The organism is Methylobacterium komagatae, assembly GCF_042661665.1.
GTDB lineage: Bacteria > Pseudomonadota > Alphaproteobacteria > Rhizobiales > Beijerinckiaceae > Methylobacterium > Methylobacterium komagatae.
Genome location: NZ_JBHSWN010000001.1, coordinates 4,425,595 through 4,448,134, shown reverse-complemented (window position 1 = coordinate 4,448,134; position 22,540 = coordinate 4,425,595). Strand labels below are relative to the sequence as shown.

Genomic DNA, 22,540 nt, shown 5'->3' with positions numbered 1-22,540 from the left:
CGTTAGACTGGCGGGCATGAAGCAAGCCTCCGCGCCGCCGCCGGACGCCGCCCCCCTCACGGTGAGAGCCCTTCCGGGGCTCAAGGAGATCGGTGCGCAAGCCTGGGACGCCTGCGCCCTCTCCCCCGAGACCCTGGCGGCGGGGGACGAGACCCACAATCCCTTCGTCACCCACGCCTTCCTTTCGGCGCTGGAGGAATCGGGCTGCGTCTCGCGCCGCACTGGCTGGCTGCCCGTGCATGTGGTGGTGGAGCGCGAGGGCACGCTCCTGGCCGCCGCGCCCTGCTACCTGAAATCCCACAGCCAGGGCGAATACGTGTTCGACCACGGCTGGGCCGACGCGTTTGAGCGGGCGGGGGGCAGCTACTATCCGAAGCTGCAGGTGAGCGTGCCCTTTACGCCCGTGACGGGGCCGCGCTTCCTCATCGCCCCCGGCGCCGATCCGGACGAGGCGACCGCCGGCCTCGTCGCGGGCCTGCGCGCCCTGCGCGGCGAGGTCGAGGCCTCCTCGATCCACGTCACCTTCATGCGCGAGGCCGAATGGGAGCGCGCCGGGGCGGCGGGCTTCCTCAAGCGCACCGATCAGCAATTCCACTGGGAGAATGACGGCTACGCGAGCTTCGAGGATTTTCTCGCTGCCCTCTCCTCCCGCAAGCGCAAGACGATCAAGCGGGAGCGACGCGACGCTCTGCTCCCCGGCATCACCATCGAGCATCTGACCGGAACCGACCTCACCGAGGCGGTCTGGGATGCCTTCTACGGGTTCTACATGGATACGGGGGCCCGCAAATGGGGCCGCCCCTACTTGAACCGGAAGTTCTTCTCGCTGCTCACCGAGCGGATGGCGGACCGCGTGCTGCTCATCATGGCCAAGCGCGAGGGCCGCTACATCGCGGGCGCCATCAACCTGATCGGCGACACGGCGCTCTACGGACGCAACTGGGGTTGCGTCGAGGACCACCCGTTCCTGCATTTCGAAGTCTGCTACTACCAAGCGATCGATTTCGCGATCGCGCATGGGCTCAAGCGGGTCGAGGCCGGGGCGCAGGGGGAGCACAAGCTCGCCCGCGGCTACCGCCCGGTTCTGATGCACTCAGCCCACGACATCGCCGATCCGTCCCTGCGGAAGGCGGTGGCCGACTACTTGCAGCGCGAGCGCGCCCACGTGGCCGAGGCGGTCGATGTCCTCGACACTCTCACGCCCTTCCGGCGCGGCACATCCGACGAGCAGGCATGATGAATCCGATCGAGCGCATTCAGGGCTATTCCGCGGAGCTCGACGGCCCTGCGCCGGGATCTGCATGCCCATCCCGAGATCGGCTTCGAGGAGGTGCGCACCTCCGGCATCGTGGCGAACCTGCTCGAGACGTTCGGCTGCGAGGTCCATCGCGGAATCGGCGGCACGGGGGTGGTCGGTCTCCTGAAGGGGCGCAGCGACAACGGTCGCCGGATCGGCCTGCGCGCCGACATGGATGCCCTGCCCATCGAGGAGGAGACCAACCTCCCCTACCGCTCGACCGTGCCCGGAAAGATGCACGCCTGCGGCCATGACGGGCACACGACCATGCTGATCGGCGCCGCGCGCTACCTCGCCGAGACTCGCGATTTCGACGGCACGGCGGTGTTCGTCTTCCAGCCCGCCGAGGAGGGGCTGGGCGGCGCCCGCGCCATGCTGAAGGACGGGCTGTTCGAGCGCTTCCCCTGCGACGAGATCTACGGGCTGCACAACCAGCCGGGCGGTCGCCTCGGGCAGATCAAGCTCTGCCCCGGCCCGATCATGGCCGCGGCGGACTTCTTCGACATCCGCATCCGGGGCCGGGGCATCCACGCGGCGCAGCCTCATCGGGGCAACGATCCGATCATCGTCGCCACCGGCCTCGCCCAGGCGTTGCAATCCATCGTTTCGCGCAACGCGGATCCGCTGAAGTCGATCGTGCTGTCGATCACCAAGATCACGGCGGGCTCAGCCTACAACGTCATTCCCGAGACGGCGCAGATGGCGGGCACAGTCCGCACCTTCGATGCGGAGGTGCGCAAGCTCGCGGGCACGCGCATCCGCGAATTGGCGGCGGGCTTCGCGGCCGCCTACGGGGCCGAGATCGAGGTGGATCTGCGGGACGTGTTCTCGGTGCTGGAGAACGCGCCGGAGCAGGCCGCCGCCGCCGCCGAGGTCGCCGCCGAACTGCTCGGGTCCGAGAATGTCGATGCCAACGCCACTCCGCGCATGGGTAGCGAGGACTTCGCCGACATGACCATGCGCGTGCCCGGCGCCTATGTCTGGCTCGGAGCGGGACCGGGCGCGGGCCTGCACAACGCCGCCTATAATTTCGAGGATTCGATCATCCCGATCGGCAGTGCCTTCCTGGCGCGGATGGTGGAGCGCCGTACCGCTGCGTGAGCGGGACGGACTCGACAGGACGCGGGGCGGGTGGGACACTTCCCGGCGGAGAAGAATAAGGGGGAGACGCCATGTCGGCCGACATGCGGGAATCGCGGGCGAGCCTCATCCTGCTCGGAATCTCGGTGGCCGCCGTGCTGATCTTCGGCGCGCTCACCCTCCTGACGCAGATCGGCTGAGCCTCGGTTCACTGTACCAGCACGGCCTGCCCGCAGAGGGTGCCGTCGATGCCGTAATCGGCATAGCCGAGGCGCAGGCCGAGCACTTTCATCACCGAGCCGAGGACGAGATCGAGGGCCGGAGCCGCCGCGAAGAGGGTTGCCGACAGGGCGGGCTGTAACAGGGGGTGACCCCGAGCCCGTTGAGCGACAGGACGAGGCTCCCGAGCAGGCTGCTCGTCAGCGACTGCGCGATGGCGCCGGAGGCGATGCTGCGCACCCGAAAGGCGGCGATGTCGGCCTCGTTGAAGGTCAGGGACTGCGTGTTCGTGCCGAGAACGAGCTGGCTGCGTCCCGTCACCCGAATGAGCGGCAGGGCCAGAAGCGTCGCAGGCTGCGACAGGTCGGGCCCCAGATCCCCCGTGTTGATCGCGCTGCGCGGGATCTCGGCGATGGCCAGCGTTGCGAGACCGGTCTGGCCGTCAATCACCACCTGACGGCCGGATGAGCCGCAGGTGAGGCTGCGCAGGGTGCCTTTGGCCGGAGCGGCCGACACGAAGAGCGGCAGGTTCAATTGGCCGAGCCCAAGGGGCGCGGCGAGCGTCGTCTCGAGCAGGAGACGCGTCTGCGCCGTGCGCACCGTGGCGTTGGCGGTGCCGGGTCGGACCCAGCCGGAACTGCGTTTCCGCTCGCCGATGGCGAGGGTCAGCTTCGTCGAGAGCAGGCCGGGTACCGCAACGCCGAGATCGAGGGCGATCTGGTTCTGGCCGTTGGCGATGGAGGCTGCGGCGCTGAGGAGGCTCATCAATGGCTCCGAGGGCCCGGGCAGGCCCGGCCCCGGTGCCACCGATACCGCGTCGGCCAGGGCGTCGAGTTGGGTGAGGGGCACGAGGTTGCCCGGGTTGGGCATGGCATTGAGGATGGAGGTGAGCGCCGCGACGGCAGTGCTGTTGCCCTGTGCGCCGACCCGCAAAGCCATGATGATCTGGCCGAGGCTGGCGTTGCTCGAAAGGATCCGCGTGTAGCCCGCGGCCTGAAGGCCGAGGCTGGCCCCCAGCGCGTCGAGGACGCGCAAGCCGTCGACCCGGACGCCGGCCAGCGCGTCGTAATCCACGGCCCGCAGGGACAGCTTCACCCCGAGCAGGGAACCGAGAACGGCATTAGCGATGCCGCCATCGATGGCGGCGATGCCCGACCCCACGGTGAAGGCGGCGAACTGCGCCGTCGCGGCCGTAGCCGTGACGGCGACCGGGACGGTTCCCGGCAAACCGATGACGCGGGCGAAGGTCGCGGGCGCGGCGGCGGTGAGCTTCACGCGCACGGCGTTGCCGGACCCGCCGCCATCCGTGTAGCGCGCGCCGATGGCGGCGGTGGAATCGTAGGTGCCGAGGCTCACCGTCGCCGCCGCGCTGCCGAAGCCGTTATCGGCCAGTGAGCGGCGTGCCAGGGGGTCGGCGTGAGCGAGATCGACGGCCGCCAGCATGGCCGCCACATCGGCCGCCCCTTGCGCCTTGCGCTTCATGTGAACCGCGACGCCGAGATCGATGCCTACGGCGGCAGCGCCCATGATCATGGTGGAGCTCAGCGCCACAAGGATGGCGACGTTGCCACCCTTCGCCCGCGCGAAGCCCCATCGCTCCGCGATCCGGCCGAGAAGTCGCGCGCTTTTCACAGGCCGCCCCGTCGGACGGTGACCGTGCTCGACATCACATTCGGCAGGTACGGGAGCAGGCGCGAGAACAGGCCGAGGCCGAGGGTGGTGGCATCGAGGGTCACCGTCACGACCGTGACGTTCGGGTCGGTCGCATCCGTGCCGACCTGCACGGAGACGCTGCCGGGCCGGAACATCGCTCCGTTGGCGAGGCTGCGCGTGACCGTATCCCGCACGATCGTAGCGCGCTCGGCATCGGTGACTCCGGCGATCGACGCGCGGGCAGCTTCCGCCGTTACCAACCGCAGGTTGTGCGCCGCACCGAGCAGGATGCCGAAGGTGAGAATGCCCGCAACCATGGCAAGCAGCATGGGAGCGATCAGCGCGAACTCGACCGCCGATCCGCCTCGCCGGCAACGGCTCCACCCGCGCAAGCGGTTTTGAGCAGATTTCAGGCTTCCGAAAGGTCGGCCGGATACTCGCATCGGTCGGCTCCAGCCGCCGCCACCTGGGCGTTATACAACCCAGAGTGGAATCCGAATCCTAATTTATGGTTGTATCCTCGCCTAAAGGTTGTAGCGGCGGAACCCGAAAACCGCGTCAAATCGCGACGGTCGGGCGGGTCGTGCCGAAACCGGCCGGGTCGAAGGCCGCGCTCTTGACGATGGCCAGGACCTCCCGTCCCGGTGCGAGGGCGAGATCGCGTACAGCGGCCTCCGTGAGTTGGGCGAGTAGGATCGCCCCCCGCAGTCGATCTCGACCAGGACGCCCGCCCCGGCTGGGACGAGTGCGGCAATCCGTCCCGGAAGGGCGTTGCGAGCCGAGAGCCCCCGTGGGACCTGGGTCGCGACGAGCACGTCGCGGGCGGGGATCCGCACGCGGACCGCCGTGCCGACGGAGCGGGCGAGGTCTGGCACAAGCAGGGGCCCCGCCCGGCCCACGAGGCGGGTGAGGCCGCTGGCCTCGTCCGTGCCCTCCACCACCATGTCGAGCAGCGCACCGGGCTCGCCGTGGAGCGGGATCAGGTCCGCCCGGCGCAGGATCGCTTCGGCGGGGCCGGAGGCCGCGACCCGGCCCCCGTCGAGCACGACCAGGGTGGCGGCAAGCCGTGCCACCTCCGCGACGGAATGGCTGACATAGACGATCGGCACCCCCGCCTCGTCGCGCAACCGCTCGATATAGGGAAGGATCTCGGCCTTGCGGGCGTCGTCGAGGGCGGCCAGCGGTTCGTCCATGAGCAGGAGCCGGGGCCGCGCCAGCAGGGCACGGCCGATGGCGACCCGCTGACGCTCGCCTCCCGAGAGTCCGGTGGGCTGGCGGGTGAGGAGCTTTTCGATGCCGAGCATGCCCGTGACGGCCGCGAATTCCGCGCGGTCATGGGGCAGGCGTGCGAAGACCCGGCCATAGGCGAGGTTCTGCGCGACGGTGAGATGCGGGAATAGCCGGGCATCCTGAAACACCACCCCGACCCGGCGGCGATGGGGTGGCAGGAACAGCTGCCTCTGCGTCTCGACGAGGACGTGATCCGCCACCACGATCCGGCCCCTTTCGGGCCGCGCGAGGCCGGCGATCAGATCGATCAGCGTGGTCTTGCCCGAGCCGGAGCGCCCGAACAGGGCCGTGAGCCCGGGCCCGGCGGAAAACGCCGCCTCCAGGCTGAAATCTCCCCGGTGGAAGCGGACATCCACGGTGATGGCGGGCTCAGAGCTCATCCGGCCCCCAGCCGCCGCCCGGCCCTGGCCGCCAGGGCCTCCGAGGCGAGAAGCGCCGCGATCGACAGGGCGACCGAGACGAGGGTGAGGCGGAGCGCCGCCCCCTCCCCGCCCGGCACCTGGGTGAGGGTGTAGATCGCGGACGGAAGGGTCTGCGTCTCGCCGGGGATGTTCGAGACGAAGGTGATCGTCGCCCCGAACTCGCCCATCGCCTTGGCGAAGGCGAGCACGGCCCCCGCGAGGCAGCCCGGCAGGCTGAGCGGCAAGGTCACCGTGAGAAACACCATGAGCGGCGAAGCTCCGAGGGTCCCGGCCGCATGCTCAAGGCGGGCATCTACCGCCTCGATGGAGAGGCGCATCGCCCGCACCATCAGCGGAAAGCCCATCACCGCACAGGCCAAGGCCGCGCCAGTCCAGCGGAAGGCGAAAACGATTCCGAGTTCAGCCAGCGCTGCGCCGAACACGCCGCGACGGCCGAAGGCCAGGAGCAAGAGGTAGCCCGTGACGACGGGGGGCAGGATCAGCGGCAGATGGACGAGCCCGTCGAGCAGCGCCCGGCCGGGAAAGCGGCGACGGGCGAGCAACCACGCGACCCCGAGCCCCAGAGGTAGGGAGACGATCGTGGCGCAGGCCGCCACCTTCAGGCTGAGAAGGACGGCCTGCCACTCCTCCGGGCCGAGGCCGAGCATCATGGGGTCTGTTTCACTGCCACCGCCAACAGGATCCCCTCACCTACCGCATCCTGAGGCGCGGCGAAGCAGCCTCGAAGGATCCGGGCGAGGATGGGATTGAAGGGCCGCCTCTCTCGGCCTCACAGTCCGCCGCCGGGGGCGCCGATCACTGTGAAGCCCTGGCGCTCGAAGGAGGTGCGGGCAGGAGCGCTCTTCAGGAAGGCGAGGAAGGCCCCGGCATCCGGGTTCGCGGAGGTCTTGATGAGGGCCGCCGGGTAGACGATGGGCGGGTGACTGTCGGCAGGGAAGGTGGCGACCACCCTCACCTTCGGATCGGCAGCGGCGTCGGTGGCGTAGACGATGCCCAAGGGTGCCTCGCCTCGCGCGACGAGAAGCAGGGCGGCGCGCACGTTCTCGGCCTGCGCCACCTGCACCTTTACGGCGTCCCAGCCGCCAAGCTTTTCGAGCGCGGCCTTGCCGTACTTCCCCGCCGGAACCGCCTCGGTATTCGCCATGGCGAGCTTGCCCCCCGCCAGCGCCTTGGCGAGGTTCGGGCCGAGACCGGGAACGAGGCTCACCCCGGACGCGGCCGAACCGTCGGCGGGGGCGATCAGCACCAATGTGTTGCGCAGGAAATTGAAGCGGCTGTCCGGCCGGATGGCCCCGGCCTTGTCCGCGTAATCCATCCACGCCTCGTCGGCGGAGACGAAGAGATCGGCCGGTGCGCCCGCCTCGATCTGCTTCGCGAGTGCGTTCGAGCCCGCATAGGAAATCCGTGGCGCCGCCTTGCCCGCATCCTTCGTCCAGAGGGCGGAGGCCTCGTCGAGGGCGTTCTTGAGGCTCGCGGCGGCGAACACCACCACAGGCTCTGCCGCCCGTGCGGGGAGGCTCGATGCCAGCGGCAACGCCGAGAGCGCCGCCGCGAGCCAGATGCGCCGTGTGATCGCCATGGCCGGACCCTTCCGTGCCGACCGTTATATCCAGTCGGCTATGGCGGTCATCTTAAGACCGGTTGGGATTCCGGCAAGGGGTCAAGTCGGCTCAGGCCTCATCCCGCGAGGAACCATTCGCGTGAGGCGGGGCGGTTTCGGCCCGGTGGAGGCGACTGAGGGCGACCAGAAGGCGGCCCGGTAATGGCGAATCGGGCAGCGGCGCCCCAAAGCGCGCATCGCGGCGGCGATTCGGGTTCCGCGCGAGAACGATCGGCCCATGCGGGCCGGTCTGGCCAGGGAGGGGACGACTCGAACGCTTCACTTTTACTCTTCCCTTGAACGATTTCGTGCCGAAGCCCCCGAAAACGTCGACCTCGGGCGGCAGTTCCCGGCTCATTTGATCAACGGGCGACCACGATGCCGCAATCCTGGGCAGCGTTGCGAAAGAATCGCAGCCCTGTCCGTCACATGCCCCACTCTTGGCCCGATTTTGCGCAGGCCCCTGTGACAGATCGAGCAGGCGCGCTAACAGGACGACCATGCTCGAAGGTCTGCCTCCCCACCGACCGACTCACATCCTGCGCCTCGACACCGACGAGAAGTCGGCGCGGGCCATGACCGACCTGCTCGGCGAGATGTTCGATCCGACCGAGACGGCGGTCGCGGCCTTCGAGGACGCAGACGGCAAGACGTGGCGGCTCGAAGCCTATTTCGCCGACGAGCCGGACGAGGCCTTCATCCGCGAACTGATCCGGCCGGTGATCGGCCCGCAGGCCGACGAGGCCGAGTTCCGCACCATCGCCGAGCAGGATTGGGTGCGCGCGTCCCTGGAAGGGCTGAAGCCCGTGCGCGCGGGCCGCTTCCTGATCCATGGCGCCCACGACCGGGAGGTACGGCGGACGAACGATCTCGCCATCGAGATCGAAGCCGCGCTCGCCTTCGGCACCGGCCATCACGGCACCACCCTCGGCTGCCTGCGCGCCCTGGTGGCCGAGCGCAAGCGCCGCCGCCCGCGCCATGTGCTCGATGTCGGCACCGGCACGGGCATCCTCGCCTTCGCCGCCGCCAAGGACCTGCGCCAGCCGGTGGTGGCGGGCGATCTCGATGTCGAGGCGGTGATCACCGCGCGGGAGAATGCCCGGCTGAACGGGCTGGGACCATGGCTGAAGCTCTACCATGCAGCCGGAACCCGGCACCGGATGGCCGACCGCAGCCGCCATTTCGATCTCGTCTTCGCCAACATCCTCGCCAAGCCCCTGCGAATGCTCGCCCCGAGCCTGTCCCGGGTCGTGGCCGAGGGCGGTACGCTCGTCCTGTCGGGCCTGATCGAGCGGGACGTGCCGGGCGTGCTCTCGGCCTATCGCCATCAGGGCTTCGCGCTCTCGAAGCGCGGAGTGATCGAGGGGTGGGTGCATCTCGTCCTGCGCCGGGGCGGCGCGGCGCCGCGGAGACGTTGAACCCCCGGCGAGGCCCCTCATCTCAAGGGACATGACCGACTCTCCCGCCGCCGAGACCCCCGATCCGATCGCCGAGGGCGCCCGTGCCCGCACCCATGGCCGCCCGAAGGATGCCTGCCCCTATCCGGCGGAATCGCGCGAGCGGGTCGAATGGCTCGAAGGCTATGACGGGATACCCGCCGCTCGGGTGCCCGACGCGTCCTGACCTCCGTTGCCCGAGGGTGGCCCCGGGCGATAGGTTCGCGCCATGACCGAGCCCCGCCGCCGCTTCCAGACCTTCGACGATCCTGGCCACCGCAAGGGGCCCGAGCGGATCGCCGCCCTCCGCGCTGCCCTGCGCGAGGCGGGGGTGGACGGCTTCGTCGTCCCCCGCGCCGACGAGCATCAATCGGAATACGTCCCCGACAATGCCGAGCGGCTCGCGTGGCTCACCGGCTTCACGGGCTCGGCCGGCACGGCGGTGATCCTCGCCGACAGCGCCGCGCTGGTCGTCGATGGGCGCTACACCCTCCAGGCGCCCGCGCAGGTCGATACCGGCCTGATCACCGTCGTGCCTCTCGCGGAGAGCAATGCCGAGGCGTGGATCGCCGAGCATCTCGGCCGGGACCGGGTGCTCGGTTACGATCCGTGGCTGCACACGCCGGACGGTGTCGCCCGCCTGGAACGGGCCGCGTCCAAGGCTGGGGGCACCCTGCGCGCCTTGGCCGAGAACCCGGTCGATTCCTGCTGGGCGGGCCGCCCGAAGCCCCCCGCCGGACGAGTCGTGATCCAGCCCGAGGCCCTGGCCGGGGAATCGGCGGCGGACAAGCTCGCGCGGGTGCGAGCGGCGCTCGTCGCCGATTCCTGCGACGCCCTGGTGATCTCGGACCCGCACAACCTCGCTTGGGCCTTCAACCTGCGCGGCGGCGATATCGGCCACACCCCCCTGGCGCTGGGCTACGCGATCCTGCCCCGAGAGGGCCGGGCGCGGCTCTATCTCGTCTCGGGCGAGATCGACCCGGCCTTGCGCGCGGCGCTCGAACCCGTCGCCGAGATCGGCCCCCGCCTCGACCTCGATGAGGGGATCGCCGCCCTTTCAGGGGCTCGCGTGCGCCTCGACGGGGCGACGGGGGCGGTCGCCCTGAAGGAGCGCGTGGAGTCCTCGGGCGGCACGGTCGATGTCGGCAAGGACCCGATCACCGCCATGAAGGCGGTCAAGAACGGGGCCGAGATCGCGGGCACCCGCGCCGCCCACCTGCGCGACGGGGCGAGCGTCGTGCGCTTCCTGGCCTGGCTCGACGGCGCGGCGGCCTCGGGCGACCTCACCGAGATCGCCGCCGTGGAGGCGCTGGAGGATTTCCGCGCGGCGGGCGGCGACCTGCGCGACGTGTCTTTCCCGACCATTTCCGGCTCGGGCCCGAACGGCGCCATCGTCCATTACCGGGTGACGCGGGACACCGACCGCGCGGTGGGCGCAGGCGAGTTGTTCCTCGTCGATTCCGGCGCGCAATATCCCGATGGCACCACCGACATCACCCGGACGCTTGCCATCGGCGAACCGACCCCCGAGATGCGGGACCGCTATACTCGCGTGCTGCAGGGCCATGTCGCCATCTCCCGCGCGATGTTCCCCAAGGGCACGACCGGCGCGCAGATCGATGCGCTGGCCCGTCTCCCCCTGTGGCGGGCCGGGCTCGATTTCGACCACGGCACCGGCCACGGCGTCGGCGCCTTCCTTTCCGTGCACGAGGGGCCGCAGCGCATCGCCAAGACCGGCACCGTGGCGTTGGAGCCGGGCATGATCCTCTCGAACGAGCCCGGCTATTACGCAGCCGGACGCTACGGCATCCGCATCGAGAACCTCGTCCTCGTGGAGCCGCGCGCGGTGGAGGGCGGGGAGCGGCCGGTCTTCGGCTTCGAGACCCTGACCCTCGTTCCCTACGATCGCCGTCTCATCGAACCGGCCCTGCTCGATGCGAGCGAGCGCGCCTGGATCGACGCCTACCACGCGCGGGTGCGCGAGGCGCTGGCGCCGCTCCTCAACGCGCCGACGCGGGACTGGCTGGAGACGGCGACGGCCCCGCTCGACGCATGATGCGGCCCCAATCCGGCGTGAAGAGTCTCGCATGATCGCCCGCCTTCTCCTGCTCCTCGCCTGCCTGGGCTTCGCTCCGGGTCTCGGTCCGTCCCAGGCTCAGGGCCTGCGTCCGCCCGCCGATCTCGTGCGGGCGAGCCTCGCGGCGGAGCCGCAGGCGGTGGCGGGTGGCACGCCCTTCACCCTTGCCGTCACGATGAAGCTGAAGCCCGGCTGGCACGTCTATTGGCGCAATCCGGGTGATTCCGGCCTGCCGCCGGAGATCACGTGGACCTTGCCCGCCGGGTTCGGCACCGGGGGCATCCGCTGGCCCGCGCCGCACCGCATTCCGATCGCGACGCTGATGAACTACGGCTACGAGGGCGAGGTGACGCTCCTCGTGCCGGTCTCGCCGCCGCCGAGCCTCGATCCGGCCGAACCGGTGCGGCTCGCGGGCAAGCTGACCTATCTCGTCTGCGAGACCGAGTGCATTCCGGGCTCGGCCGACCTCAGCCTGACCCTGCCGGTGGGCAAGGCGACGCCCGATCCGGCCAACGCCGCCCTGTTCGCCCGCGCGCGGGCCGCCCTGCCGGTCGCACCGGTCTGGCCACAGCGTCTCTCCCGCGAAGGCGACAGGATCCGCCTGGACTTCGCCGCGAGCGGGCTGAAGCCGGATTCGATCAAATCCGCCGCCTACTTCCCCTATGCCGAGACGGCGATCGACAACGCCGCCGAGCAGACGCTGAGCGTCGATGACCAGGGGCTGCACCTCACCCTGACGCGGGGGGACGACAAGACCTTCCCCGGCTCCCTGCCCGGCGTGCTGACGGTGGGTGAAGAGACCGGCAACGGCGTCGTGCGCCTCGCCTTCGCCTATGGCGACGAGCCTGCGACCACGCTGTCCGCGAACGCTCCCGCATCCTCCGGCGCCCCGTCCTACCCGGCGGACCAGCCGACGCTCTTGGCTTCGATCGGCCTCGCGCTGCTCGGCGGGCTGATCCTTAACCTGATGCCCTGCGTCTTCCCGGTCCTGTCGATCAAGGTGCTCGGCCTCGTCCGCCAGTCGGGCGAGAGCCTCGGGCGCGTGAGGCTCCACGGCCTCGCCTACACGGCGGGCGTGCTCGCGAGCTTCCTCGGCCTCGCCGGGCTGCTGATCGGCCTGAAGGGCGGCGGGGCGAGCCTCGGTTGGGGCTTCCAGTTGCAATCGGCGCCGGTCGTGGCCGGTCTCGCCTACCTCCTTGTCGCGGTGGGTTTGAGCCTGTCGGGGGTGTTCTCCCTCGGCGGCCGATTCGCCGGGATCGGCGACGGCCTGACCCGCCGGGCCGGACTCTCGGGCTCGTTCTTCACCGGGGTGCTCGCGACGCTCGTCGCCACCCCGTGTACTGCGCCCTTCATGGGCGCGGCGGTGGGCTTCGCGCTGACGCAGGGGCCCGCCGTGGCGCTGGCGGTGTTCGCCGCCCTGGGTCTCGGCCTCTCGCTGCCCTTCCTGGCCCTGACCCTGTGGCCCGGCGCCGTGCGGATCCTTCCCCGCCCCGGCGCGTGGATGGAGACGCTGAAGCAGGCGCTCGCCTTCCCGGTCTATGCCACGGCGGCGTGGCTGATCTGGGTGCTGGCGCAGCAGGTCGATGCGCGCGGCCTGTTCGCAGCGCTCATCGGCGTCGTGCTCGTGGGCTTCGCGGCCTGGGCCTGGGAGCGCAGCCGCAACGCGACGCCCGTCGGGGAGCGCATCTTCCAGGGTTTGGCAGGCCTCGCGGTCATCGCCGTGGTGACTTTGGGCTTCGGCCTGTCGCAGCAGCCTGCACTGTCAACGGCGCAAGCCGCGTCCGAGGGCACCGAACCTTTCAGCCGGACGCGGCTCGATGCCTTGCGCGACGCGCGGCACCCGGTCTTCGTGAACCTGACGGCGGCGTGGTGCATCACCTGCGCCGTCAACGAAACCACCTCGCTGTCGCGGCCGTCCGTGCAGGCGGCGATGCGGGCCAAGGGCGTCACCTACCTGAAGGGCGATTGGACCAACCAGAACCCGGAGATCACCCGTTTGCTCGAGGATTACGGCCGCAGCGGCGTGCCGCTCTACCTGCTCTACACGCAGGGCGAGCCGCAGGTGCTGCCGCAGATCCTGACGGAGGGCACGGTGCTGGAAGCCCTGTCCGCCATTCCCGACCGCACGGCCGCGGTCCGGTAGATCACGCTTCGAGGGAGAAGGTCTCGTCGAAGGCGTAGCCCGAGCCGCGCACGGTGCGGATTGGGTCGGTCTGGCGCGGCCCGTTGAGCGCCTTGCGCAGGCGGCCGACATGCACGTCCACGGTGCGCTCGTCGATATAGACGTCGTGGCCCCAGACGCCGTCGAGCAATTGCTCGCGGGAGAAGACCCGGCCGGGGCTGAGCATCAGGAATTCGAGTAGCCGGAACTCGGTCGGCCCGAGATGGAGTTCGGTGCCGCCGCGCCGGACGCGATGACCGCTGCGGTCGAGCTCGATATCGCCCGCCGCCAGCCGGTCTGCGACATGGGCGGGCTTGGCACGGCGAAGAAGGGCGCGCACCCGCGCCAGCAATTCCGGCACCGAGAACGGCTTGACGATGTAATCGTCCGCGCCGGTGCCGAGGCCACGCACCCGGTCGCCCTCCTCGCCCCTGGCGGTGAGCATGATGACCGGCAGCCGCTCGGTCTCGCGCCGCGCCCGGATGCGGCGGCAGAGTTCGATGCCCGACAGGCCCGGCAGCATCCAGTCGAGCAGCACGAGATCGGGGGTGCGCTCGGCGAGCAGCAACTCGGCGTCGTCGCCCCGCGCGGCGGAATCGACGCTGAAGCCCTCCGCCTCCAGGTTGTACCGCAGGAGGGTGGTGAGCGCCTCTTCGTCCTCGACGATCAGGACACGCATGGCCGGTGGTCCATTCCACGCCGGATGCCCCCGGCCGAAGGCGACCGAGGGGTCCAGGCAACGCTGTTACGCCGCGCGGCCTTCCTGAGCGGGGACCGCGCCGTCGATGGGTCGGGTCTCGCCGGGCCTGAGAGCCTCTCACGAAACTCCCGCTAAGCCGTCGAGGCCAGGGGGAGAACTCCCGGTGAACGGGAGTTTTGTGAGGAGCTCTTAGGCGCCCGGCACGACCGTCGTGTAGTTCGAGGCGTCGTTCTTCGGGCGCTCGCCCATGAAGATCTCGCCGGTCTGGAGATAATGGATGGTCTCGGCGATGTTGGTGGTGTGATCGCCGATGCGCTCCACGTTCTTGGCGCAGAACAGAAGATGCGTGCAGAACGAGATGTTGCGCGGATCCTCCATCATGTAGGTCAGGAGCTCGCGAAACAGGGAATTGTACAGGGCGTCGATCTCGCCGTCCCGTTCCCATACGTCGTGGGCGGCCTTGATGTCACGGCTCGCATAGGCGTCCAGCACGTCCTTGAGCTGCCCCTCGGCGAGGTCGCTCATGTGGCGCACGCCGAGCACGATCTTCTGCGCGGGCGACTGGTCGGCGATGGCGGTGACGCGCTTGGCGACGTTCTTGGCGAGGTCGCCGATGCGCTCGAGATCGCCCGAGACGCGGATGGCCGAGATGGTCTCGCGCAGGTCCACCGCCATGGGCTGGCGGCGGGCGATGAGCAGGACCGCCTTTTCCTCGATCTCGCGCTGAAGCGTGTCGAGGCGCTTGTCGGCCAGGATTACCGCCTGGGCGAGGTTCTCGTCCTTGCGGGCGAGGGCGAGGGTCGCCTCGCCGGTCATCTTCTCGGCGACGCCGCCCATCTCCGAGATCGACCGGCGCAGGTCCTCTAGGTCCGTGTCGTAGGACGTGACGATATGGCCGGGCATGGCGAGACCTCCGCGAATCCTGATCTGTGGCTCAGCCGAAGCGGCCGGTGATGTAGTCCTGCGTGCGGCGCTCGGTGGGGTTCATGAAGATCTTGTTGGTCTGGTCGAACTCGACCAGTTCGCCGAGATACATGAAGGCCGTGTACTGCGAGATGCGGGCCGCCTGCTGCATGTTGTGCGTGACGATCACGATGGTGAACTCATCGCGCAGCTGCTCCATCAGCTCCTCGATGCGGCCGGTCGAGATCGGGTCGAGGGCCGAGGTCGGCTCGTCGAACAGGATCACCTCCGGACGCTGCGCCACGGTGCGGGCGATGCAGAGGCGCTGCTGCTGGCCGCCGGAGAGGCCGGTGCCGGGCTGCTTGAGCTTGTCCTTCACCTCGTCCCAGAGGGCGGACTTGCGCAGGGATTCCTCGACGCGGACGTCGAGCTCCGCCTTGGGCAGCTTCTCGTAGAGGCGCAGGCCGAAGGCGACATTGTCGTAGATCGACATCGGGAACGGCGTCGGCTTCTGGAACACCATGCCGATGCGCGAGCGCAGCTCGTTCAGGTCGACGTTCGAATCGAGCACGTTGCGCCCGTCGAGCAGGATCTGCCCCTCGGCGCGCTGCTCTGGATAGAGGCTGTAGATGCGGTTGAAGCACCGCAGCAGGGTCGACTTTCCGCAGCCCGAGGGGCCGATCAGCGCCGTCACCTGCCGGTCGTAGAAGTCGAGATTGACGTTCTTCAGGCCGTGGAACGACCCGTAGTAGAAGTTCAGGTCCTTCACGGCGATGCGGACGGCCCGGCCGGCGGCAGGGGCGTTGTGGCCCATGGCACCTGTCGGCCTTGCGGAGGCGGCGTTCATCGTCATGTCCTCGTGGTGGGGTCGTACGTCACGCGGGGTCAGCGGGAACGCTGGGGCTTGATCACGATGCGGGCGACGATCGACAGGGCCAGGATGGTCCCGGTGATCAGGAGGGCGCCGGCCCAGGCGAGGCCCTGCCAGTTCGGATAGGGCGACAGCGCGAACTGGTAGATCATCACCGGAAGGTTCGCGACGCCGCCCATGAGGTTGGCCGAGAACCAGGAGTTGTTGTTGAGCGCCGTGAACAGGAGCGGCGCGGTCTCGCCCGCGATGCGGGCCAGCGCCAGGATGATGCCCGTCACGATGCCGGCCGAGGCGGCCTTCCACGTCACGCTGGTGATGACGACGGAGGGGGCGCGCCGAGCGCCGCGCCGGCCTCGCGCAGGGTGCCCGGCACGAGCCGCAGCATGTCCTCGGTGGTGCGGACGATCACCGGCACCGCGATGATCGCCAGCGCCACGCCGCCGGCCCAGCCGGAATAGGTCCCCATCGGCCGCACCATCAGGGTGTAGACGAACAGACCGATCAGGATGGACGGCGCCGAGAGCAGGATGTCGTTGAGAAAGCGGATCAGGTCCGCGAGCTTCGAGTTCCGCCCGTATTCCGCAAGATAAGTGCCCGCCATCACGCCGATCGGCGTCGCGACCACGATGCCGATCGTGGTGAGCACGAGGCTGCCCAGGATCGCGTTGGCGATGCCGCCTCCCTCCGAGCCGGGCCCGGGGGTCGGCTGCGTGAACAGGGACGGGCTGAAGCCCTGGACGCCCTGGACGATCAGCATCAGCAGGATCGAGCCGAGGACGATCGCCCCGACCACCGTGGCCACGAGGCAGGAGACCCGCAGGATCCGGTCCGCTACCCGGCGGCCGGGCCGGACGCGGCTGGCGCGCTGTGGCGCCGGAGCCGTCACGAGGGGATTGGTCGCGTCCATGGCGATGGTCTCCTCAGGCGGCCCGAACGCGGCGGGTCAGCAGCCGCGCAATGATCAGCACGATGAAGGTGATGATGAAGAGGATGCAGCCGAGCGCCATCAGCGCGTTGAGCTGAAGCCCGTCCGCCTCGTTGAACTCGTTGGCGATCCGCGAGGCGATGGTGGACGAGGGATCGAAGATCGAGGCCGAGAGCCGGTTGGCGTTGCCGACCACGAAGGTCACCGCCATGGTCTCGCCGAGCGCGCGGCCGAGGCCGAGCATGATGGCTCCGATGATCGAGACCGCGGCCTGCGGCACGAGCACGTGGCGCACGACCTCCCAGGTGGTGCAGCCGATGCCGTAGGCGCTCTCGCGCAGGACCGTGGGGATCTGCTCGAGCATGTCGCGGGCGATCGAGGCGATGAACGGCACGATCATGATCGCCAGGATGATGCCGGCGGTGAAGATGCCGACGCCCGAGGGAACGCGGGCGTAGAGCAGCGTGCCGATGATCGGCATGCCCTCGACGAGGTTCGAGACCGGGATCTGCACGAAGCGCGCGAAGAGCGGCGCGAACACGAACAGGCCCCACATGCCGTAGATGATGCTGGGGACGGCCGCGAGCAGCTCGATCGTCATCGCGACGGGCTTGCGCGCCCAGCCGGGGCAGAGCTGCGTGAGAAAGATCGCGATGCCCAGCGAGACCGGAACGCCGATCAGCAGGGCGAGGATCGCCGAGGCGACCGTGCCGATGACGGCGACGAGGGCGCCGTATTGCTCGGTGCCGATATTCCAGGCGCTCGAGGTGAGGAAGCCGAAGCCGAATTCGCGGAAGGCGGGCCAGCCGCCGTAGATGATCGAGCCAAGGATCCCGGCGAGAACCAGCAGCACCAGCATGGCGGCGCCGTAGGAGGAAGCACGGAACAGCGCGTCGAGCCCCCGGCTCGGCCCCTTGCGCGGGGCGGCGCGCGTCTCGGCGCTGGCAAGGGACTGCGTCAAGGCGGACATCCGCGATTCTCTGAAGGTGATGGACTGTTATCGCGGCGGTGCCCGCGATGCGAGGGAGGAGGCGTGTCGCCCCCTCCCGGCCCGGATCACGTATCCCGGATCACATTCCGAAGACGGGCTTGCCGTCCTTGCCCTTGATGGTCTTCCACTCGTCGTGGATCAGGCCGACGACGTTGTCCGGCAGCGGGACGTAGTCGAGGTCCGAGGCGAGCTTGTCGCCGTTCTTGTAGGCCCAGTCGAAGAACTTCAGCACCTCGGTGGCCTTCGCCGAGTCGGCCGGCTCCTTGTAGACGAGGATAAAGGTCGCGGCCGTGATCGGCCAGGACCCGGCGCCCGCCTGATTGGTGAGCGAGATGCCGAAGCCCGGAGCGGCTTTCCAGTCGGCGCTGGCGGCAGCGGCCTGGAACGCCTTGTCGGTCGGCTCGGGGAACTGGCCGTCCTTGTTCTGGATCAGCGTGTAGGCGAGCTTGTTCTGCTTGGCGTAGGCGGACTCGACGTAGCCGATCGAGTTCGGGACCTGCTTCACGGTGGCGGTGACGCCCTCGTTGCCCTTGCCGCCCTGGCCGACGGGCCAGGAGATGGTGGTGGCGGCGCCGAATTCCTTCTTCCAGGTCTCGGAGGCCTGGGAGAGGTAGGTCGTGAAGATGTTGGTCGTGCCCGAGGCGTCCGAGCGGTAGACCGGGGTCACGTTCGCGTCGGGAAGCTTCACGCCCTCGTTCAGCTTGGCGATGCGCGGGTCGGACCACTTGGCGATCTTGCCGGCGTAGATGTCGGCAATGAGTTCGCCGGTCAGCTTCAGCTTGCCGGGCTCGATGCCGGGGATGTTCACCACGGTGACCACGCCACCCATCACGGTCGGGAACTGGACGAGGCCGTCCTTGGCGAGCTGCTCACCCTTCAGGGGGGCGTCGGTGGCGCCGAAATCGACGGTCTTGGCCTGGATCTGCTTGATGCCGCCGCCGGAGCCGATCGACTGGTAGTTCAGGCCGGTGCCGGTCTCCTTGCGGTAGGCTTCCGCCCACTTCGAATAGACCGGGAAGGGGAAGGTGGCGCCAGCGCCGGTGATGTCGGCCGCCAGGGCCGCGGAGGCGAGCTGGGCCGTCGCGAGGCCGAGGGCGAGCGCGTAAGCGAAGGGTCTCAAGGGTGTCTCCGTCTCGGTCAGTCGCGCCGCTGCCCTGGGGCGATACGGCGCACATCCAAGGGGCGCGGAAAGCTCCGGCCGGGCTCGGGGGCGATACGAAGGTCGTATGACAGGCCTATGACAAGCTGGCCGCGAACATCCTTCCGCGCTGCGGTAAGAATCTGATTTTTCGATTCGATCTGGCCTGGAAACCGCCCGGAAATGCAGTGTCCTCAACGCCCGTCACAGGTCATGGCACGCTATGGCGGACCTCTGCGTTGATGTCGCATCGACTCGTGGATCCGAAGCCGCGGGAGATGGGGCCGAGAAGGACACGGAGCGTGGTGACAGGGACGGCGCAGGAGGGACAGGATCCGGACGCCGCCTGGCGCGAGCTTCACGAGGAGCGCGAGTCGCTGGAACGGGCGTTGGCCCTGGTCCAGACCCGGCAGCGGATCGCGAAGGACGATGCCGAGGCCGACGAGGCGGCGCGCGAAGAGGCCGGGCTTCTCCTGAATCTCGACCGGGTGCTCACGCGGATCCGGGCGGCGGAATACGGCCGCCAGCCCGGCGCGAGGCGCTGGTAGCGCGATCAGACCGCCTGACGGCGATCACGCTCCTTGTGGCGCAGGCGCAGCAGCAGATCGACCTGGGAGTCGGGAATCGGCTGCGTATCGATGCTGCCCTCGTAGACGCGGCGAAGGCTCTGCCCGAGATGGCCGGTATCTACGCCCGTTCCCGACTTGGCGGAGGGGGCTTGCGTCCGTGACTCGGCGACAATCCGGCTCATGGTCTTAATCCCGCACCGAAAACCGTCTCGCTCTCCTTCCGGAATGAGCGACGGACACCGTCGATCAGGTTGGTTAATTCCTCGTTACCGTCAACCTGTCGTTAAGCTTAACGACCTGACTGCGACACTAAGACCTCTTCACGCTCCCTGAAGAAGACGGGCGGCGGCGGCACGGGCCTCGTCGGTGACCGTCGCGCCCGCGAGCATGCGGGCGATCTCCTCGCGGCGATCCTCCACCGGCAGCGTCGAGACGCGGGTAGCCACCCTCCCCGCTCCCTTGACCGGCGCCTTGGCGATCAGCAGATGCGTCGCCGCCCGTGCTGCGACCTGAGGCGCATGGGTGACGGCGATGACCTGCACCGTGTCCGCCAAGCGAGCGAGGCGCAGGCCGATCGCATCCGCGACCGCACCGCCGACGCCGGTATCGATCTCGTCGAAGATCAGGGTCGGGGCCGAGCCCTTGTCGGCCAGCACCACCTTCAGGGCGAGCATGAACCGGGACAGCTCGCCGCCCGAAGCGACGCGCATCATCGGTCCGGGCTTGGTGCCGGGGTTGGTCTGCGCCCAGAACTCCACGCGATCGATTCCCGCCGCATCGCGAGAGGCCGGATCGGTGGCGATCTCGGTGATGAAGCGAGCGCGTTCCAGCTTCAGGGGCGGCAACTCGGCCTGCACCGCCGCGTCGAGCTTGCGTGCGGCCTTCTTGCGCCCCGCGCTCAGGGCCTCGGCAGCGGCGGCATAGGCGGCCTCCGCCTTGTCCTGGGCCGCCGCGAGGACGGCGAGCTCCGCCTCGCCCGCGTCGATCGCCGCCACGTCGGAGGCGAAGCGCCCGGCGAGGTCCGCGAGATCGTCGGCGGCGACGTTGTATTTGCGGGCCGCCGCGCGGAGGGCGAAGAGCCGTTCCTCCACGCGCTCCAGTTCGCGCGGGTCGAACTCGGCCTCCGCGACGGCGGCCTCCAGGGTGGCGCGGGCCTCGTCCAGGGCGACGAGGGCCGCATCCAGCGCACCGACGCAAGGATCGACCAGGGCGGGCAATTGCGCCGCCCGGCGCTCGAGCTTGCGCAGGGCCGCCGAGAGATGCGGCACGGCCGAATGCGGCCCCCGGCAGCGTCCAGCGCCTCGTTGAGTTCGCGGGCGACCTTCTCCGATTGCTGCATCACCGTGCGCCGCTCGGCGAGGCTCGCCTCCTCCCCCGGCAGCGGGTTCAGCTCGCTGAGTTCCTCCACCGCATGGCGCAGGAAGTCGGCCTCCCGCCGGGCAGTCTCCACCTTCTCCTTGTGCTCGGTGAAGGCGGTGCGGGCTGCGCGCAGGGCACGGGCGGCGGTCCCGACCTTGGCCGAATGCGATTGAAGCCCTCCGAACGCATCGAGGATCGCCCGGTGCGAGGCGGGATCCGCGAGTGCCCGGTCGTCGTGCTGGCCGTGGATTTCCACCAGGGCCGCGCCGATCGCCCGGAGCACCTGCACGCCCACCGCCTGATCGTTGACGAAGGCGCGGGTCCGCCCGTCGGCCATCTGCGTGCGGCGGAGGATGAGGTCGCCCTCGGTGTCGATCTCGGCCTCGGCGGCGATCCGGCGGGCCGGATGGTCGAGGGCGACGTCGAACACCGCCGTGACGCCGCCCTGCGATTCGCCCGAGCGGACGAGGCGGCCATCGCCGCGCCCGCCGAGCGCCAGGGCGAAGGCATCGAGCAGGATCGACTTACCCGCGCCGGTCTCTCCCGTGAGGACACTGAGGCCCTCGCGGAAATTCAACTCGAGCTTGTCGATCAGAACGATGTCGCGGATCGCGAGCTGCGCGAGCATGCTGCGGCGGGCATCCCAGAGTCGAGAGGAACCGGAAACGCTTCCGGGAACGGAGTGCGTACATAAGCCGGGCCGAGACGGGTTTCACCCGAAAACTTCGCGGCGTCCGAACGCGGCACCCCGAACGCAAAAGGCCCGGAACCTTCGCTCCGGGCCTTCGCGCACAAGCTGGACGGGCCGTTACTCGGCCGAGGCGGTGCGCCCGGTGATGGAACGGAACGCCTTCGACAGGAAGGAGGACTTCTCCTCGCGCGGCTCGAGGCCGTTATTGGCCAGGAGCGCGTGAGCGTCCTTGTACCAGGGCGAGTCGGGGAAGTTGTGCCCCAGCACGGCGGCGGCGTTCTGCGCCTCCTGCGGGATGCCGAGCGCCCAGTACGCCTCGGTCAGACGCTCCAGCGCCTCCTCGGCGTGACGGGTGGTCTGATACTTGGACACCACGTCGCGGAAGCGGTTGATCGCCGCCGGGAAGTTGCGCCGCTCCAGATAATAGCGGCCGATATCCATCTCCTTGCCGGCGAGCCTGGTCGCGGGTGATCTGGATCTTCGACTTGGCGTCGGATGCGTATTCCGAGGTCGGATACCGCTGGATCAACTCCTGAAGGGCGGCGAGCGCCTTCTCGGACCGGTCCTGATCGCGGGTCACGTCCGGGATCTGCTTATAGTTCGACATGGCGATCAGGTACTGCGCGTAGGCCGCATCCTTGCTGGACGGGTGCCGCTGCAAGTACAGCTTCGAGGCGTTGATCGCGTCGTCGTACTTCTGGCCTTCGTAATTCGCGTAAGCCGTCATCAACAGCGCCTTACGCGACCAGTCGGAATACTGGTACGTCTTATCGAGGCTGTCGAACTTCTTGACGGCGCCTTCGTAGTCGCTGTCCTCCATCTTCGCCAAGCCCTCACTATAGAGCTTGTCGGCGGGGACATCCGGAATGACTTCCGGCTTGTACTTCTCGGCGAAGATCCCGGTGGGATCGAAGTCGCAGCCGCCGAGGCCGAGGCCCAGCACGGCCACGAGCGGAGCCGCCAGGGCCGCGAGGCCGCGATGACGAATGGTGACAGGCATTCTCGCGCTCTTTCCCCCACCCGGAGCGGTTTTCGCCGCCGGGATGCCAACCCGTGGTGGTCTCCGGCTCCAGGGAGCCGAGCCCGCCGTTTACGGGCGGTTAAACCGTGACGCTCGATTTGGGCGTGAAAGGGGCGATGGTGAGGCGGCCCGCATCG

At 69.2% G+C, this 22,540-nt stretch carries 16 protein-coding genes and 5 pseudogenes; 7 read left to right on the top strand and 14 right to left on the bottom strand.

What is annotated here, in order from left to right; all coding sequences use genetic code 11:
• The first annotated feature begins 16 nt into the window (after positions 1 to 16).
• Both ACFQE0_RS22070 and ACFQE0_RS22065 read left to right on the top strand, forming a co-directional pair.
• Positions 17 to 1,237 (top strand): GNAT family N-acetyltransferase, encoded by a 1,221-nt coding sequence (locus ACFQE0_RS22070; RefSeq protein WP_378973457.1) that lies wholly within the window; start codon positions 17 to 19, stop codon positions 1,235 to 1,237.
• Positions 1,237 to 2,398: pseudogene (locus tag ACFQE0_RS22065) on the top strand (M20 aminoacylase family protein). The gene ACFQE0_RS22070 and the pseudogene ACFQE0_RS22065 overlap by 1 nt, the downstream one beginning before the upstream one ends.
• A gap of 270 nt (positions 2,399 to 2,668) precedes the next feature.
• On the opposite strand, the gene ACFQE0_RS22060 reads toward ACFQE0_RS22065, so the two are convergent.
• The 5 genes and pseudogenes from ACFQE0_RS22060 to modA form a co-directional block, all read right to left on the bottom strand.
• Positions 2,669 to 4,228 (bottom strand): TadG family pilus assembly protein, encoded by a 1,560-nt coding sequence (locus ACFQE0_RS22060; RefSeq protein ID WP_378973455.1) that lies wholly within the window; start codon positions 4,226 to 4,228, stop codon positions 2,669 to 2,671.
• Positions 4,225 to 4,692 carry a TadE/TadG family type IV pilus assembly protein gene (locus ACFQE0_RS22055; RefSeq protein WP_378973453.1) on the bottom strand — a complete coding sequence of 156 codons (468 nt, stop codon included), beginning with the start codon at positions 4,690 to 4,692 and terminating at the stop codon, positions 4,225 to 4,227. Before ACFQE0_RS22055 ends, ACFQE0_RS22060 begins: the two co-directional genes overlap by 4 nt.
• 115 nt (positions 4,693 to 4,807) lie before the next feature.
• Positions 4,808 to 5,919: pseudogene (gene modC, locus ACFQE0_RS22050) on the bottom strand (molybdenum ABC transporter ATP-binding protein).
• Positions 5,916 to 6,608, bottom strand: coding sequence for a molybdate ABC transporter permease subunit (modB, locus tag ACFQE0_RS22045; protein ID WP_378975628.1), 693 nt, complete (start codon positions 6,606 to 6,608; stop codon positions 5,916 to 5,918). The pseudogene modC and the gene modB overlap by 4 nt, the downstream one beginning before the upstream one ends.
• A 122-nt stretch (positions 6,609 to 6,730) precedes the next feature.
• Positions 6,731 to 7,540: a molybdate ABC transporter substrate-binding protein gene (modA, locus tag ACFQE0_RS22040; protein ID WP_378973450.1), complete on the bottom strand. Its 810-nt coding sequence runs from the start codon at positions 7,538 to 7,540 to the stop codon at positions 6,731 to 6,733.
• Positions 7,541 to 8,061: 521 nt separating this feature from the next.
• On the opposite strand from modA, the gene ACFQE0_RS22035 reads away from it, so the two are divergent.
• Genes ACFQE0_RS22035 through ACFQE0_RS22020 form a run of 4 tightly spaced genes read left to right on the top strand, consistent with a single transcriptional unit; the run spans position 8,062 to position 13,217 of the window.
• Entirely contained in the window at positions 8,062 to 8,979 is a 918-nt protein-coding gene (locus ACFQE0_RS22035) for a 50S ribosomal protein L11 methyltransferase (protein WP_378973447.1), read from the top strand.
• A 31-nt stretch (positions 8,980 to 9,010) separates the two neighbouring features.
• Entirely contained in the window at positions 9,011 to 9,184 is a 174-nt protein-coding gene (locus ACFQE0_RS22030) for a ribosome modulation factor (RefSeq protein ID WP_378973444.1), read from the top strand.
• Positions 9,185 to 9,226: 42 nt separating this feature from the next.
• Positions 9,227 to 11,053: a M24 family metallopeptidase gene (locus tag ACFQE0_RS22025; protein ID WP_378973442.1), complete on the top strand. Its 1,827-nt coding sequence runs from the start codon at positions 9,227 to 9,229 to the stop codon at positions 11,051 to 11,053.
• 31 nt (positions 11,054 to 11,084) lie between these two features.
• Positions 11,085 to 13,217, top strand: a complete 2,133-nt coding sequence (locus tag ACFQE0_RS22020; RefSeq protein WP_378973440.1) for a protein-disulfide reductase DsbD family protein — start codon at positions 11,085 to 11,087, stop codon at positions 13,215 to 13,217.
• Between the two features lies 1 nt (position 13,218).
• Here ACFQE0_RS22020 and phoB read toward each other — a convergent pair whose 3' ends face one another.
• The 6 genes and pseudogenes from phoB to pstS form a co-directional block, all read right to left on the bottom strand.
• On the bottom strand, positions 13,219 to 13,914 hold the full coding sequence (gene phoB, locus ACFQE0_RS22015; protein ID WP_378973437.1) for a phosphate regulon transcriptional regulator PhoB: 696 nt from the start codon (positions 13,912 to 13,914) through the stop codon (positions 13,219 to 13,221).
• Positions 13,915 to 14,124: 210 nt separating this feature from the next.
• Positions 14,125 to 14,838 carry a phosphate signaling complex protein PhoU gene (gene phoU, locus ACFQE0_RS22010; protein WP_378973435.1) on the bottom strand — a complete coding sequence of 238 codons (714 nt, stop codon included), beginning with the start codon at positions 14,836 to 14,838 and terminating at the stop codon, positions 14,125 to 14,127.
• A gap of 31 nt (positions 14,839 to 14,869) precedes the next feature.
• Positions 14,870 to 15,652, bottom strand: coding sequence for a phosphate ABC transporter ATP-binding protein PstB (gene pstB / locus ACFQE0_RS22005; RefSeq protein WP_378975626.1), 783 nt, complete (start codon positions 15,650 to 15,652; stop codon positions 14,870 to 14,872).
• A 71-nt stretch (positions 15,653 to 15,723) separates the two neighbouring features.
• Positions 15,724 to 16,616 (bottom strand): annotated as a pseudogene (gene pstA, locus ACFQE0_RS22000) (phosphate ABC transporter permease PstA).
• 13 nt (positions 16,617 to 16,629) lie between these two features.
• Complete coding sequence (gene pstC / locus ACFQE0_RS21995; RefSeq protein WP_378973432.1) at positions 16,630 to 17,604, bottom strand: phosphate ABC transporter permease subunit PstC; 975 nt, start codon at positions 17,602 to 17,604, stop codon at positions 16,630 to 16,632.
• 100 nt (positions 17,605 to 17,704) lie between these two features.
• Complete coding sequence (pstS, locus tag ACFQE0_RS21990; RefSeq protein WP_378973430.1) at positions 17,705 to 18,745, bottom strand: phosphate ABC transporter substrate-binding protein PstS; 1,041 nt, start codon at positions 18,743 to 18,745, stop codon at positions 17,705 to 17,707.
• Positions 18,746 to 19,065: 320 nt separating this feature from the next.
• On the opposite strand from pstS, the gene ACFQE0_RS21985 reads away from it, so the two are divergent.
• A complete protein-coding gene (locus ACFQE0_RS21985) occupies positions 19,066 to 19,311 on the top strand; it encodes a hypothetical protein (RefSeq protein ID WP_378973428.1) in 246 nt (81 codons plus the stop codon).
• A 5-nt stretch (positions 19,312 to 19,316) separates the two neighbouring features.
• Here the strand turns inward: ACFQE0_RS21985 and ACFQE0_RS21980 are convergent, their stop codons facing one another.
• The 3 genes and pseudogenes from ACFQE0_RS21980 to ACFQE0_RS21970 form a co-directional block, all read right to left on the bottom strand.
• Positions 19,317 to 19,514 (bottom strand): hypothetical protein, encoded by a 198-nt coding sequence (locus ACFQE0_RS21980; protein ID WP_378973425.1) that lies wholly within the window; start codon positions 19,512 to 19,514, stop codon positions 19,317 to 19,319.
• A gap of 138 nt (positions 19,515 to 19,652) precedes the next feature.
• A pseudogene (recN, locus tag ACFQE0_RS21975) lies at positions 19,653 to 21,319 on the bottom strand (DNA repair protein RecN).
• Between the two features lie 180 nt (positions 21,320 to 21,499).
• Positions 21,500 to 22,382, bottom strand: a pseudogene (locus ACFQE0_RS21970) (outer membrane protein assembly factor BamD).
• Positions 22,383 to 22,540: the final 158 nt, after the last annotated feature.

Bases quoted from the DNA above. Each gene is read 5' to 3' on its own strand.
- ACFQE0_RS22070 (WP_378973457.1), top strand. From the start codon at position 17: ATGAAGCAAGCCTCCGCGCCGCCGCCGGACGCCGCCCCCCTCACGGTG.
- ACFQE0_RS22055 (WP_378973453.1), bottom strand. From the start codon at position 4,692: ATGCGAGTATCCGGCCGACCTTTCGGAAGCCTGAAATCTGCTCAAAAC.
- modB (WP_378975628.1), bottom strand. From the start codon at position 6,608: ATGCTCGGCCTCGGCCCGGAGGAGTGGCAGGCCGTCCTTCTCAGCCTG.
- modA (WP_378973450.1), bottom strand. From the start codon at position 7,540: ATGGCGATCACACGGCGCATCTGGCTCGCGGCGGCGCTCTCGGCGTTG.
- ACFQE0_RS22035 (WP_378973447.1), top strand. From the start codon at position 8,062: ATGCTCGAAGGTCTGCCTCCCCACCGACCGACTCACATCCTGCGCCTC.
- ACFQE0_RS22030 (WP_378973444.1), top strand. From the start codon at position 9,011: ATGACCGACTCTCCCGCCGCCGAGACCCCCGATCCGATCGCCGAGGGC.
- ACFQE0_RS22025 (WP_378973442.1), top strand. From the start codon at position 9,227: ATGACCGAGCCCCGCCGCCGCTTCCAGACCTTCGACGATCCTGGCCAC.
- ACFQE0_RS22020 (WP_378973440.1), top strand. From the start codon at position 11,085: ATGATCGCCCGCCTTCTCCTGCTCCTCGCCTGCCTGGGCTTCGCTCCG.
- phoB (WP_378973437.1), bottom strand. From the start codon at position 13,914: ATGCGTGTCCTGATCGTCGAGGACGAAGAGGCGCTCACCACCCTCCTG.
- phoU (WP_378973435.1), bottom strand. From the start codon at position 14,838: ATGCCCGGCCATATCGTCACGTCCTACGACACGGACCTAGAGGACCTG.
- pstB (WP_378975626.1), bottom strand. From the start codon at position 15,652: ATGGGCCACAACGCCCCTGCCGCCGGCCGGGCCGTCCGCATCGCCGTG.
- pstC (WP_378973432.1), bottom strand. From the start codon at position 17,604: ATGTCCGCCTTGACGCAGTCCCTTGCCAGCGCCGAGACGCGCGCCGCC.
- ACFQE0_RS21980 (WP_378973425.1), bottom strand. From the start codon at position 19,514: ATGAGCCGGATTGTCGCCGAGTCACGGACGCAAGCCCCCTCCGCCAAG.